Source organism: Rhizobium sp. K102, assembly GCF_022385315.1.
Classification (GTDB): Bacteria; Pseudomonadota; Alphaproteobacteria; order Rhizobiales; family Rhizobiaceae; genus Rhizobium; species Rhizobium croatiense.
Genome location: NZ_CP092435.1, coordinates 167,329 through 180,054 on the forward strand (window position 1 = coordinate 167,329; position 12,726 = coordinate 180,054).

Consider the following 12,726-nt stretch of genomic DNA (forward strand, 5'->3'; position numbering starts at 1 on the left):
ATTGTCTGCGCGGGGCGGTGCGTACGGTCATATCTTGGCGAAGGCCAGGATGAGATGGAATAGGTTGTCCGTCGCGCCTGCCATTTTCCCTCTTTGCGCGTTACGGCCCGCCCGAGGCAAGGCACGATGCCGGCTTCGTCGTGCCGTCGATCAGCTGTCTTCAGCAATAATTTGTCTGTTTATAGACAAACAGACGATTGGCCAAGGGTCAAGCGCGAAGTTTTGCTTTTCTGGCCGCGGCTCTGCGTATATGCAGAATAATATTGACAGGAGGATGGAATGGAGCCCGACGAGTCAGACCGCTACCGCGCTCCGGCCCTCGATAAGGGCCTCGACATCCTGGAACTGCTTGCCCGCGTCGACAGCGGCCTTACCCAGGCGGAAATCGCCAAGCGGCTCGACCGCAGCCCCAACGAATTCTATCGCATGCTCGACCGCCTGGTGCGTCGCGGCTACGTCACCCGGCTGGACGGCGATCGTTATTCGCTGACGTTGAAGCTTTTCGGGCTTGCGCAGCTGCATGCGCCGGTGCGCCGGCTCGCCTCCTACGCCACGCCGCTGATGCGTGATCTCGCCCAGCGCGCGCGTCAGGCCAATCACCTGGCCGTCTTCGATCGCGGCGCCGCCGTTGTCATCGCCCAGCAGGAGGCGCCGGATTATTGGGGATTCTCGATCCGCATCGGCGCCCATATCAGCCTCTTCGACACCGGTTCGGGGCATGTGCTGCTGGCCTTCCGCAGTGATGAGGAGCGGGAGATGATGATATCGGAGCATGTGCGCAACCGCGCCGATATCGAACTCGGGGCCGAATTCTACGATCGCCTCGATCAGATCCGCGAGCGCGGCTACGAGATGATGGCGAGCGCTCAGACCTCAGGCGTCTACAATCTGTCGGCGCCGGTTCTCGGTCCGGATCGGCGCTGCATTGCCGCCCTCACCTGTCCGTTCATCGCGCTTGTCAATGCGCCGTCGGCACCCGACATTACTCAGACGATCATGCTGGTGCAGAAGACCGCCGCCGAGCTCTCGCAGCTTGCCGGTGCCGACGTCAGCATCCCGGCCTGAGCCGTCGAATTTCTATTTGAACAATCCATTCACCAGGGATAGCTTGCCGCAAGCCAGCCTTGGAGGAACCCGTGCTCATCGACACCCATCTGCATGTCATCGATCGGTCTGCGCTGCCTTATCCCTGGCTTTCCGGCGTGCCTGATCTCGACCAGGATTTTCTCTACGAGACCTATGCAGCCGAAGCGTGCCGCTGCGGCATCACCACAGCACTGCATATGGAAGTCGATGTCGATTCGGCCGCCATGCAGGCCGAGACCGACCACATCGCCGCTATCGCCCGAAAGCCCGGCAGCATGATTGCCGGCGCCATCGTCTCCTGCCGGCCGGAGGATGACGGTTTTGCCGCCTATCTTGAGCGGCAGAAGGCCGATCCCTTCGTCAAGGGATTTCGTCGCGTGCTGCATGTCGTGGCCGACGACGTCTCGGAAGGCGCGCTGTTTCGCGAAAACATCAGGCGCATCGGCGGCAGCGGCCTGACCTTCGACCTCTGCACATTGCCGCATCAGGCCGGACGCGTCGTCGCCCTCGTCGACCTTGCGCCGGATGTGCAGTTCGTGCTCGACCATTGCGGCGTGCCCGATATCCGCTCGGACGCCTTTCAGCCGTGGAAGGCCGGCATATCGGAGATCGCCCGGCGGCCGAACGTCATCTGCAAGGTTTCGGGCGTCGTCGCCTATGCCGATGCCGAGACGTGGACGGCGCAGACGCTGCTGCCCTATATCGAACATGTTGTCGCAAGTTTCGGCTGGGACCGCGTCGTCTGGGGCAGCGACTGGCCGGTCTGCACGCTCGGCGGCGGCCTTTCCACCTGGGTCGCGGCGACCCATGCCGCGCTCTCCGGCAGCAGCGATGCGGAGCGTTCGAAGCTGCTCTTCGCCAATGCCCAACGGCTCTGGTCACTCTGACGCGGTTTTTGCCGGGGTCAGGGCGGCGGCATCATCCTGCCCGTGGAGGATGGCCGGGGGGATAGTGTATCGAAGTGGCACGGTTGGCTTCCTGCAAGCCGGCGCGCAGGAACAGGCAATGATGGCACATCACGGCATTGCCATGCGCCCGAGCATAGGTGGGATCGGAGTTCGACGGCGCGTTCGAGCAGCCCGTCAGCGTAAAGCCGGCGCGCGTGCTGATGGCGGTTTCTCCACCTGGGCACGAACAATATTTCGAAGAACTTGCCGAGCTCGCTGCATCCGGCCCTTCGGAACCCATGGCACTTGCCGACCTTCGAAGCTGCTACGACACGGATCGGATATCCACTCTGACGACAAGGGAGCAGGCTCGATCGACACTTCGCGCTTGCGGCGGCATAACTGCCAAACCGCAATTTAAGGATAATTAATTAAAAATAATGCAGCCCCCTTTGCGTAGCTTCTCGGGTGCGGGGCGTGGTAATCCCGGAACATGCCGGCGGTTGGATTCAAGGGTAGCCCGCCCTATCGCCCGTGGTGACGCTACATCCCGAAATCAGGTGATGTATCGTCCAAAAGTACTACTTTGGCATGCTTTTTGCTCCTGCTAATATGAAGCGAGGTGATGTTTCGGTTTGGGACGACTACTGCCGGACAATTGCTAGCTTTGTGTAACTCAGGTAAAAGTTGTCAGACACGGATATGGCGAATAACCTCATCTCCGTGTCCTCAGGAGGGAAAATAAAATGAAAGAAGAACCGCACGCAGTGGATGTTCATGTCGGGAAGACCATCCGCATACAGCGTCTGCTGCGGAAAGTCTCGCAGACCGAATTGGGCGATCGCGTCGGCGTGACATTCCAGCAGATCCAAAAATACGAAAAAGGCTCCAACCGCGTTTCCGCCAGCATGCTGGTCGAAATCGCCGGCGCGCTGAAGGTCGACGTCAGGACGTTCTTCGACGACCTGTCCACTCCTGATACGGCCAACGACAACCCCGCTCCCAGCGAGGAATTCGTTATTTCGCGCGAGGGCGTCCTTCTCAACGCCGCGTTCTTCTCGATCAAGAACGAAGCGCTTCGCAAGAAGATCCTGAAGCTCGTCCAGGCAATCGCCCACACCGAGCAAATGGACGGTGAAGCGGCCGAATAGGCCGGATCTCCTTCACCCGTTCCGAACGGACTGCATGAAGGTCAATGGCGATCGATCAGGATCAGATTCTCGCTGGCGTCCTTCATTGCGATCTTGGCCTTGCTGCCGAGCAGTTTCTCGAGGTTGACGTCTAGCTCCCTGTCCGGATCTATGCCGTCCCAATCGATGACGACCTGCAGCAGCGCCATGTTCGTTAGGTGCATCAGATTACGCAGCTGAAGCTTTTCAGCCTCCTCCTTGGCTGCCGACAGCAGCCGGAAGATCCTTGCGTATTCACTGCCTGTACCTTCGTTATGTTGTTCAAACATTGTCCCGCCCCTTTGGCCGTGAAGACCTCAGATTCCATCACCACTGCATCTTTTCGCCATTACCGTTATACAAGCGTTACAGGCGTCACACTGCGCGTGACTTCGGCGTGCAAAAGCTCCCAGTGAGAGGTTGCGGCAAAGTGCCAGTCACGGTTGATGGGCACGAATTCGTCACGGCGCAGCCATTCCAGCACCAGCCGCGCATCGTCCCGCTTGCGTTCGACCCGGTTCTTGCGCAGGGCGGCGAGCAGATAGTCGCGGCGCGCCTTGCGGAAATGGCACTCGTCCACCACCCGCGCATAGGTGCGTTCGGAGAAATGCAGGAAGCGGCCGGAGAGCAGCAGTTTCTTGCGCTCGGCCGACGAAATCTCACCGCCGGCATGAAGCGCATCGATCGTCGGCTCGAAATCGACCCAGGGCACCGAAAGCGGCAGCCAGCCGAGCGCCTGCGGCGCATGCACCAGCGCGACGGCCTCGTCGTCGAGCAGCCGTCCGGACTGGTAATCCTCGAAGATCGAGCCGAGCCCGACCATGCCGAAAGGAGCGCATTCGGCGGCCCGCAATGCGCCCATGCTGGCGCCGCCGGCAACGGCGACATCGTGCTCGAGCGCGTAGAGAATTTCCTTGTGCCAGACCGAAGGCAGATCGCCGAAATAGCCGTCGACGAGGCCGATCGCGGTGGCCCCATCCTCCACCGCTTTGAGAATGTCGCCGCAGACGGCAGGCGGCCGGAAGTCGATGCAGGGAGACATGTTTCTCGCTGCGGCAAGACCGCCACCAAGGCTCGGACCGACGAACAGAACCTTCATGATTGGGCTCCCCTCATGGTGTTGACGGCGCGCAGGCCGAGTTGGATGTACTGACCTGAAATATCGACCTCCAGGCCCGGCACGACCACCCTGACGACGGAGACCGGCAGAGCCTGACAATGCGGAAACGGCACGACGACGATCTGCTCGATGCCGGTCGCCGTCAGCCGGTCGGCAATATGGCCGATGGTCTCCTGGATGGTCGCGGGTCGGCGATGGCGGGGCTGGAAGGCGCGCATTCGGCTATCGCCCTCCCAGAGTTCGACCACCTGCTGCATCGCCGCACTCCTGTCGAGCCGCTGATAGATGCGCGGCGAAAAATCGTCGCGGCTGCCGGCGATCGCCGTCAGCCGGCTCTGCGCCGCCTCGGTGATGGCACGCAGCGCGGCGCGCACGGGATCGGGGTGGCAGCCGCAGCCGCCGCAGACATGGGCCCAGCGCGCATCGACGCGGTCGGACAGATTGCCCGGCATGATGACGGCCAGAAAAGCCGGGACACCGATATCCGTGGTCATGTCGAGCAGCAGCAGACGCATGCCGGCGCGCGAAATCCGGTCGGTCATGATATCGATGACCGCATCGCCGAAAGAGGCGGGGTCGATGCGGCTCTCCTTGAGGCGCTGCGGCGATTTCAGCTGGGTCAGGGCCCAGGCGTCGCGCTCCACCAGTTCGCAAAGCCCATGCAGGACCGCTTCGGACGGCGTGTTGCCGGAGGCGAGCCCGTCGCTCGACTGCTCGAAGCCCGACGGCCGCTCGCCGCGATGGTCAAGGCCGACGAGCCACCAGGGGACAAAGACGCTGCTGCCGGAGAGGATGTCGAGGCCGGAGCACCACGGGATGGGGCCGTCGCCGATGTCATCGGGCGCGCAGCGCGCAACATTGTCGAGATCGATCATGGCGGCGCCTTCCGCCCGCATGCTCTCGACGGTCGCCCGTGTCAGGTCGGCGGGCGCAATTTCCGCGATCCGCGTCTCGATCGCCTCCATGGCGGCCGATGCCATGGCGGCATCATTGTCGATGCCTTTGCCCTGGAAGACCGAAAGCGTATGACTGTTCGGCCTTGTCGCAAAGGCGACGGGGATGTTCAGCACGTCGAGGGCGGTCAGCAGGCCGACGCGAGTAATGCCGAATTCGCGCAGCTGCGGCCTGATGGCGGCCAATGTCTGCGCCGGCGTGACCGCGCGGTCATGATAGTCGCTGATGCCGGCCGATGATCGTTCGAGGTCACCGGCTAGCGTTTCAAGGTCGGCGAAGGCGGACATACCTATTTGTTCCTCAGCGGAACTTCAGGGCGTGTGTCAGATTTTCCAGCGCGTTCGCAGTGATGTTGAGTTCATCCTGCTCCATCGCTGCCTTGGCTGCAGCCGAGAAACGCGGCTGGGAGGGGATTGCGGCATTGGTTTCAACAGTGGCTTTCATTTTCCATCTCCAATGGATAGGCAGCCGGGCTGCCGTTAACCATTGGAGGGGAACACTACCTGCGTCATTTAAGCGTTACAGGCTTCGTTAAAAGGCCGTATAATCAAGGAAGTCCGGCCAGATGCAGGCCATGAATCAGCGTTTCGGTGTACCGGGGATCGCGATCGGGCACGAAATGGCGAATGTCTTCGCTGCGGAAATCCGGGAAACTTTCCAGAACAACCTTGGCATAAGTGCCGGCCTTTTTCACGTCGCCCGCCATAGCATGGGCGGCGGCGAGCAGTCGGGCGGTCGCCTGTTTGGACTTCACCGGCTCAAGCGCTTCGATCGTCTGTTGGTATTCTCCGCGATCGAAATGAATGCCGCCACGATTCCAGTAGTAATAATCGGGGGGCAAGGGATTTAGCTTGAAAGCAGCCTTGTTCAGATCCAGCGCTTTGTCAAAGTCACCGTAGTGGCACAGGGCATCGGCATAATCGGCGAGGATGTCGGCATCGTTAGGATTGAGATCCTGAGCCTGCTGGAAATATTCCAGGCTTTCGTCGAAACGGCGGCGGTACAGCGCCACGAAGCCGAGTTCGCGGTAGGCCCGGCCGCTGTTCGGGTCGGATTGCTGGGCGAGCCGCGCGGCCCCATTCGCCTCGTCGAGCAGGTCGGTGTCCTGCATGCCGCGGATCAGCCATTCCATGCCGAGCGCGCGCGACACGCCGGCATGGGCGGCCGAGAAATTCTCGTAACGATTGAGCGAGGATTTGAACCATTTGCGCGCCTGGCGCAGATGCTGCAGGTCGGTCTGGGCGATCAGCCGCTTACCTTCCAGATAGAGACGGTAGGCGGATGGCGGCGCATCGCCGATCGGCATCACCAGTTCGTGGCGCTCGATCGTGTCGGCGAGCGAGGAAACAATCCGCCGTGTCAGATGCGCGAAGGATTCGCTGATCTTCTGCATGACCAGCGGCAGTTCCAGCGCCCAGATCACCTCCGACGTCGTCGTCCGCGTCAGCCGGCAGGTCGCATAAACATCCTCGTCGCGGCCCTGGATGGTCACGTAGACCGCATAATCGAAGCTGAGGTCGAGGGGGCCGGGGACGGCGCGCGCCGGATCGACCGAGCGACTGAGGATCTCGAGGCTCGTATGGGCTGCGATCACCTTGAAGCCGCGCTGCTGGCTGAGGCCGATGGTGACATCTTCGAGAAGAGCCCTGCCGACGCGCTCCATCAGCGGATCGGTAAAAATACTTTCGGGCGGCAGGATGATGATCCGCGGCTGGCCGAGCGCATCGGCGAAGCCACCGAGCGCGGAAGGGCGCTCGGCCGCGGCTGCCTGTGCTGCCGGGACCAGGCCGAGCTCGCGGGCAAGCGCAGTGGTGCTTTCCTCCGGCTCGGTATCGAAGTCGTCCTTCAGCTGGCTTTTGCACTTCAGATAGGCCTGACGGGCCGCGGCCGGATCGTTCATCCTGACATAGAGGCGCATCAGGGCGCGATAGGCCGTCTCGCTGGCAGGGTCGAGTTCCAACAGGCGCTTGGCAAGCGCGACCTGCTCGTCATCCGACCGGTCTTCCGATGTTTCGATCAGCCGGGTCAGATGGACCGAGCGCCATTCGTCGATGCGCTGGCGTTCAAAGGTCAGCCAGTCCTCGGCGCCTTGCGTCGGCGATTTGGCGCCTTCCAGCAATTCGCCGTTCAGCAAATCGCTGTCTTCGGGGGCGAGCGGCCCTTTCTGCTTCAGGATGTGAACGTCGACCTCCCAGCCATCCGCAAGCCCGATATGGGTTCGGGTCGCGGCAAGCAGCGGCGGAAGGTCGGCGGGGATACTCTGCTCAATGCGCGACAACAGCTGGCGCAGGCTGCCGGCCCGTTTTTCCGGCAGTTCCGATTGCCAGAGCTGTCGCCTGACGGTTTCGCGGTCGAGTTCGAGATTGGCTTCGGCGGCGAGCATGGCGAGGAGAAAATAAGACTTCTCCGGCAAGGGGAGTTCCCTCCCCGCTGCCAGCAGCCTCGGTCTTCCGAGCAGGCACAGCCTGTTCTTCGACATCTGTCCGGATGTCCGTTGCATCCCCGGTTCTCACCCCTGAAAGCCATGGCGCGCAAACGTAGCGGTCGCGTAAACATGTTAGAGCTATAAGAGCGCCGCGCATAGCGGTTTTTGCTATAAAGAGAAGAAGTTTCAGCGAATATTTGCATTTTCGCGCGTCGCTCGCCGGAAAGATGCTTCGCCAACACTTGCCCAATGAGGTGCTGTGGGCGTTCTGAGGCGGCGAGTTGTTTGAGCCGCCGCTGGCCTTCATAGCCGGCAGAGTAGAACAGGATGATTTTAGGCCGGATCGGCCTAAAATCTAAATCCTGTTCTAAATTAGATAGTTAGCACCTGCGCAACCCGTTTCGGACTTTTTTCGGTCGCGGTCGCCTCGACGAAATCGAGTCCGATATCCAGGACCGGCGCGCTATGCGTCAGCCAGCCGACGGAAATAAGGTCGACACCGGAGGCCGCAATTGCGGCGGCTGTTGCCGGCGTCACCCGGCCGGATGCCTCAGTGATCGCCCGGCCGGCAACGATGGCGACGGCCTCGCGCAGCTGATCCGGCGTCATATTGTCGAGCAGGACGGCATCGACGCCTGTTTCCATCGCCTCATGCAGCTGATCGAGCCTGTCCACTTCGACCTCGACGTTCACCAGATGGCCGACGCCGGCCCGCGCCCGGCGGATCGCCTCGGCAACGCCGCCGGCGATCGCCACGTGATTGTCCTTGATCAGCACCGCGTCATAAAGGGCGAAACGGTGGTTCATGCCGCCGCCGGCCCGCACCGCATGTTTCTCCAGCGCCCTCAGCCCCGGCGTCGTCTTGCGCGTGCATGCGACAGAAGCTTTGCTGCCGCTGATGGCGGCGGCAATCTCGGCCGTCACGGTGGCGATGCCAGAGAGATGGCCGAGGAAGTTCAGCGCGGTGCGCTCGGCAGTGAGCAGGCCGCGCGACGGACCTTCGATGGTGGCGATCACGTCGCCTGGTTTGACCGCGTCGCCATCCTCGACATGGCGTCGCAGGACGATCTCGGGATCGACGAGCGTGAAAGCGAGTTCGGCCGCGTCGAGACCGGCGATCACGCCCGGCTGACGGGCGGCCATCACCACTGTCGAGCGGTGATCCTTGGGGATGACAGATGCGGAGGTGATGTCGCCGGCGAGGCCGAGATCTTCGATCAAGGCCGCCCGCACCAGCGGCTCGACGATCAGGCGCGGAAGGGGAACGAGGCTCATCTCAGGCACTCCTGGCAAGGGCATAGGGCGGGGTTGCGCGGGCGATCTCCAACGCCTGGGAAAGGCGCATCCGTCGGCGTTGCGCATCGGCGAGCTTCAGCGGAAAATCGGTGCGGGCATGGGCGCCGCGCGATTCCATCCGCAGGCCGGCAAAGACGGCGATCAACAGCGCGACGATGGCCGGATCGGCGGCAGGGCCGTCACTTTCGGCAAGCGGCAGCAGGGCAGCGATCGCGTCCTGCACGGCATCCCGATTGCGCAGCACGCCGAGATGGCGCGAGACGATCGGCCGGACAAGCGATGCGTCGGTCGACACCGGCAGCCTTTCAGATTGGCAGGGACTGCCGGTGCGTGCCGGCATGCCCGCTATGTCGCGCGCCGCCCGCATGCCCATCACCGCCGCCTCCAGCAGTGAATTGCTGGCCAGCCGGTTTGCGCCGTGCAGGCCGGTCGAGGCTGCCTCCCCGGCAACCCAGAGGCCGGGAACCGAGCTGCGGCCGTTGGCATCGGTCGCGATCCCGCCCATGTGGTAGTGAACGGCCGGGCGCACCGGAATGAGGTCTTTCGCCGGATCGATTCCGGCTTCACCGCAAAGAGCTGCGATAACCGGGAAGCGTGTGGCAAACCGACTGCCGAGCGCGTCGCGAGCATCGAGGAAGACCCTGTCGCCGCGGGCGATCTCGGCGCTGATGGCGCGCGCCACCACATCGCGCGGCGCAAGCTCGGCGCCCGGGATGCGGGCCATGAACCGCTCGCCGCGTTCGTTGACGAGCAGGGCCCCCTCACCGCGCACCGCCTCGCTGACCAGCGCTAAGGGCCTGCGGCGGGAATCGAGCGCCGTCGGATGGAACTGGACGAATTCCATGTCGGCGAGATCGGCACCTGCCCGTGCCGCGAGCGCGATCCCTTGGCCGAAATTGCCGAGCGGATTGGTGGTCGCATCATAAAGGCCGCCGATGCCGCCGGTGGCGAGCACCACCTTTCCGGTCGGCAGGATGGCGGCTTTACCCGCGGTCGCGCAGAGCAGGCCGGTGACCTCGTCGCCGTCCATCAGAATCCGCCGCGCTTCGAAGCCTTCGAGCACGGATATGGCGGGCGTCTGCGCCACGGCCCGCACCAAGGCGGCGATGATTGCCGCACCCGAGCCGTCGCCTTCGGCATGGACGATGCGGCGGCGATTATGGGCCGCCTCCAGTCCGAGCGAGAATTCTCCCGCCGCATTGCGGTCGAAGCGCACGCCTGCCTGTTCCAGCGCTGCAATTGCCGACGGCGCCTCGGCGATGATGCCGGCCGCGACGATCCGATCGCAGAACCCGTCGCCGGCCGCAAGCGTATCGGCCAGATGCAGCGCCGCGCTGTCGTCGGCGCCGATGCTGGCGGCAATGCCGCCTTGCGCCCAGGCGCTCGAGGTCTGTGTGCCGAGGGCAGCGCGGGTAACGATGACGGAGGGCTCCGGCGCCAGCGTCAGTGCGGTCATCAGCCCGGCCAGGCCGCTGCCGACGATGACGGTGCGCCCGGCAAGGTGATCGAGACGTTCGCTCATATCGCCAGCATCCTTTCGACGGCGCGCCGCGCCGCTGCGGCGATTGCCGGATCGACCGTCACTTCATGGCGGTTTTCCTCGAGCGCGGCGCGGATATTGGCGAGGGTGATGCGCTTCATATGCGGGCAGAGATTGCAGGGACGAATGAACTCGACGTCGGGATGGTGCACGGCGACGTTGTCGCTCATCGAGCATTCTGTCAGTAGCACCACACGCGCCGGCTTCTGTCTGCCGACGTAGTCCGACATCACGGCGGTGGAGCCGGCGAAATCGGCCTCGGCCACAACGTCGGGCGGGCATTCCGGATGGGCGAGCACCGTCACGCCGGGGTGGTTTTCGCGCAGCTGGCGGACATCGTCGGCGGTGAAAAGTTCGTGCACTTCGCAATGGCCGTGCCAGGCGATGATCTCGACATCGGTCTCGCGGGCGACGTTGCGCGCCAGATATTCGTCCGGGATCATCAGCACCTTCGGCACGCCGAGCGATTCCACCACCTGTTTGGCATTGCCCGAGGTGCAGCAGATATCGGAGGCGGCCTTCACCGCGGCCGAGGTGTTGACATAGGTGACGACGGGCACGCCGGGATGGGCCTGGCGCAACAGCGCGATATCCTCCGGTGTGATCGAATCCGCCAGCGAGCAGCCGGCGCCGAGATCCGGGATCAGCACGGTTTTCTCAGGGTTCAACAGTTTGGCGGTCTCGGCCATGAAGTGCACGCCGGCGAGCACGATCACGTCGGCATCGACCTCGATCGCCTTGCGGGCGAGCGCCAGGCTGTCGCCGACGATATCGGCCACGCCGTGAAAGATCTCCGGCGTCTGGTAATTATGCGCAAGGATGACGGCGTTGCGGCGGCGCTTGAGCTCGAGGATGGCGTCGACATCATTTTCGAACGCCATCCATTCGGCTTTGGGAATGACGCGGCTGACGCGCTCGTAGAGCGAGGATGCGGAAACAGGGTGATTCATGACCGGCTCCTAATTATGCTCTAATTGAGCATATCGTGGGCAAAGAGATATTCTCGTTCTGAGCATATGTCAATTGCGGGAGAGCGGTAATTTCGTTCCGGCGAGCGCCCGTTCCTCGAGCACGGTGTGGCGGAAGCGGAAAAGCTTGGCCGGCCGGCCGCCGGTTTCGCTTTCCGTGTCGCCGGTCTCCTCGACCAGTTCCTGCTGTTCGATCAGCCGGCGAAAATTCTGCTTGTGCAATGTCAGTCCGGCGAGCGCCTCGATGGTGCGCTGCAGCCGCAGAAGCGTAAAGCTCTCCGGCATCAGCTCGAAGACGACGGGGCGGTATTTGATCTTGGCGCGCAGCCTGGCGATCCCGGTCGCGAGAATCCGGCGATGGTCGGCAAACATCGCCCGGCCGAGATTGGCTTCACCAGCACATCCGGCTTCGGCCACGAGCCCGGCTTCATAGAGCAGTTCGTAGCGCTGCAGCGCCAGATCCTCGTTCCAGCCGCCGCCATCGAGGCCGAAGGTGAAATCGGCGCGGCGGTGGCGATGGTCGCGCCGGGCCGGATCGTCATCCGCCCAGCTTCCGAGGCGCGTCATGATCTCATCCAGCACGGCCGGGCGGCCCTGCCGATGGTCTTCCCAGGGGAAATAGTCGTACCAGCCGTGCCATCCCGGCCGGCCGGCGCCCGCCTGCTCGTTGACGAGGCCGAGATAGCTGATCGAGATCGTCCGCCCGCCCGGGATGTCGTTGTTCCGGTCGCGGTCGGCGAAGGTATAGAGCTGCTCGAGATAGCCGACCGGGTGCTCCGTCTGTTCCTGGATCCACTCGCGCAGGCCTGATTGCAGGGTGCGATGGCCCATTTCGAAGGGACCTGACGGCAGCGCGCCGCCGGAACGGATGGTCATCACGCGCGGCTCATCCCCCGTCACTGCGACGAGCACTGCAATCAGTTCCGCATGCGCAAAGCCGATCGTCACAGGGGGCCGAATACTCCGTTCCGAATGGGTCATTCCTGACACAGGCGGGAGCGGAAGCCAATGGAGCGGAAGCCACTTCGCGGGCCTTCCACATCTCTCGGTCTCTCGCGAAGATGCCTTTCGCTTGCGCTCAAGGCGTTCGTCGCGGGCGCTCCTCACCCCCCCCTCATCTGCCCTACGGGCATCTTCTCCCCGCTGGGGAGAAGGGGGAGCAAGATGCAAGCTTCGTTTTCTACAAGCGAACCTTTTAGGAGGGCGAGACGCTGCGACATCCCCCTTCTCCCCAGCGGGGAGAAGATGCCGGCAGGCAGATGAGGGGGTGAGCGACGATAG

Annotated in this window: 12 protein-coding genes and 1 pseudogene; 4 read left to right on the forward strand and 9 right to left on the reverse strand. The window is 63.1% G+C overall.

The window, feature by feature from the left end:
• The first annotated feature begins 279 nt into the window (after positions 1-279).
• The 4 genes and pseudogenes from MHI61_RS04735 (at position 280) to MHI61_RS04750 (ending at position 3,124) form a co-directional block, all read left to right on the forward strand.
• Positions 280-1,065 (forward strand): IclR family transcriptional regulator, encoded by a 786-nt coding sequence (locus tag MHI61_RS04735; RefSeq protein WP_239789728.1) that lies wholly within the window; start codon positions 280-282, stop codon positions 1,063-1,065.
• Between the two features lie 71 nt (positions 1,066-1,136).
• Positions 1,137-1,973, forward strand: a complete 837-nt coding sequence (locus MHI61_RS04740; protein ID WP_239789729.1) for an amidohydrolase — start codon at positions 1,137-1,139, stop codon at positions 1,971-1,973.
• Positions 1,974-2,167: 194 nt separating this feature from the next.
• Positions 2,168-2,332: pseudogene (locus tag MHI61_RS04745) on the forward strand (cupin domain-containing protein); the annotation flags it as partial.
• Positions 2,333-2,719: 387 nt separating this feature from the next.
• Entirely contained in the window at positions 2,720-3,124 is a 405-nt protein-coding gene (locus tag MHI61_RS04750) for a helix-turn-helix transcriptional regulator (RefSeq protein ID WP_004668301.1), read from the forward strand.
• Positions 3,125-3,165: 41 nt separating this feature from the next.
• Here MHI61_RS04750 and MHI61_RS04755 read toward each other — a convergent pair whose 3' ends face one another.
• The 9 genes from MHI61_RS04755 to MHI61_RS04795 form a co-directional block, all read right to left on the reverse strand.
• A complete protein-coding gene (locus tag MHI61_RS04755; RefSeq protein ID WP_004668299.1) occupies positions 3,166-3,432 on the reverse strand; it encodes a hypothetical protein in 267 nt (88 codons plus the stop codon).
• Positions 3,433-3,497: 65 nt separating this feature from the next.
• A complete protein-coding gene (locus MHI61_RS04760) occupies positions 3,498-4,241 on the reverse strand; it encodes a TfuA-like protein (protein WP_239789730.1) in 744 nt (247 codons plus the stop codon).
• On the reverse strand, positions 4,238-5,503 hold the full coding sequence (locus MHI61_RS04765; RefSeq protein ID WP_239789731.1) for a YcaO-like family protein: 1,266 nt from the start codon (positions 5,501-5,503) through the stop codon (positions 4,238-4,240). The genes MHI61_RS04760 and MHI61_RS04765 overlap by 4 nt, the downstream gene beginning before the upstream one ends.
• A 13-nt stretch (positions 5,504-5,516) precedes the next feature.
• Positions 5,517-5,660, reverse strand: a complete 144-nt coding sequence (locus MHI61_RS04770; protein ID WP_239789732.1) for a hypothetical protein — start codon at positions 5,658-5,660, stop codon at positions 5,517-5,519.
• Positions 5,661-5,763: 103 nt separating this feature from the next.
• Positions 5,764-7,716 (reverse strand): BTAD domain-containing putative transcriptional regulator, encoded by a 1,953-nt coding sequence (locus MHI61_RS04775; protein WP_239789733.1) that lies wholly within the window; start codon positions 7,714-7,716, stop codon positions 5,764-5,766.
• A gap of 297 nt (positions 7,717-8,013) precedes the next feature.
• Positions 8,014-8,940 (reverse strand): carboxylating nicotinate-nucleotide diphosphorylase, encoded by a 927-nt coding sequence (gene nadC / locus MHI61_RS04780; protein WP_239789734.1) that lies wholly within the window; start codon positions 8,938-8,940, stop codon positions 8,014-8,016.
• Entirely contained in the window at positions 8,918-10,459 is a 1,542-nt protein-coding gene (locus tag MHI61_RS04785) for an L-aspartate oxidase (protein WP_239789735.1), read from the reverse strand. The genes nadC and MHI61_RS04785 overlap by 23 nt, the downstream gene beginning before the upstream one ends.
• The gene (nadA, locus tag MHI61_RS04790) at positions 10,456-11,427 is read right to left on the reverse strand and encodes a quinolinate synthase NadA (RefSeq protein WP_239789736.1); all 972 of its coding nucleotides are present in this window, start codon (positions 11,425-11,427) and stop codon (positions 10,456-10,458) included. The genes MHI61_RS04785 and nadA overlap by 4 nt, the downstream gene beginning before the upstream one ends.
• Before the next feature lie 69 nt (positions 11,428-11,496).
• Entirely contained in the window at positions 11,497-12,426 is a 930-nt protein-coding gene (locus MHI61_RS04795) for a hypothetical protein (protein WP_239789737.1), read from the reverse strand.
• Positions 12,427-12,726: the final 300 nt, after the last annotated feature.

Coding starts and splice junctions, on each gene's coding strand:
- MHI61_RS04735 (WP_239789728.1), top strand. CDS start 280: ATGGAGCCCGACGAGTCAGACCGCTACCGCGCTCCGGCCCTCGATAAG.
- MHI61_RS04750 (WP_004668301.1), top strand. CDS start 2,720: ATGAAAGAAGAACCGCACGCAGTGGATGTTCATGTCGGGAAGACCATC.
- MHI61_RS04755 (WP_004668299.1), bottom strand. CDS start 3,432: ATGTTTGAACAACATAACGAAGGTACAGGCAGTGAATACGCAAGGATC.
- MHI61_RS04760 (WP_239789730.1), bottom strand. CDS start 4,241: ATGAAGGTTCTGTTCGTCGGTCCGAGCCTTGGTGGCGGTCTTGCCGCA.
- MHI61_RS04765 (WP_239789731.1), bottom strand. CDS start 5,503: ATGTCCGCCTTCGCCGACCTTGAAACGCTAGCCGGTGACCTCGAACGA.
- MHI61_RS04770 (WP_239789732.1), bottom strand. CDS start 5,660: ATGAAAGCCACTGTTGAAACCAATGCCGCAATCCCCTCCCAGCCGCGT.
- MHI61_RS04775 (WP_239789733.1), bottom strand. CDS start 7,716: ATGCAACGGACATCCGGACAGATGTCGAAGAACAGGCTGTGCCTGCTC.
- nadC (WP_239789734.1), bottom strand. CDS start 8,940: ATGCCCTTGCCAGGAGTGCCTGAGATGAGCCTCGTTCCCCTTCCGCGC.
- MHI61_RS04785 (WP_239789735.1), bottom strand. CDS start 10,459: ATGAGCGAACGTCTCGATCACCTTGCCGGGCGCACCGTCATCGTCGGC.
- nadA (WP_239789736.1), bottom strand. CDS start 11,427: ATGAATCACCCTGTTTCCGCATCCTCGCTCTACGAGCGCGTCAGCCGC.
- MHI61_RS04795 (WP_239789737.1), bottom strand. CDS start 12,426: ATGACCCATTCGGAACGGAGTATTCGGCCCCCTGTGACGATCGGCTTT.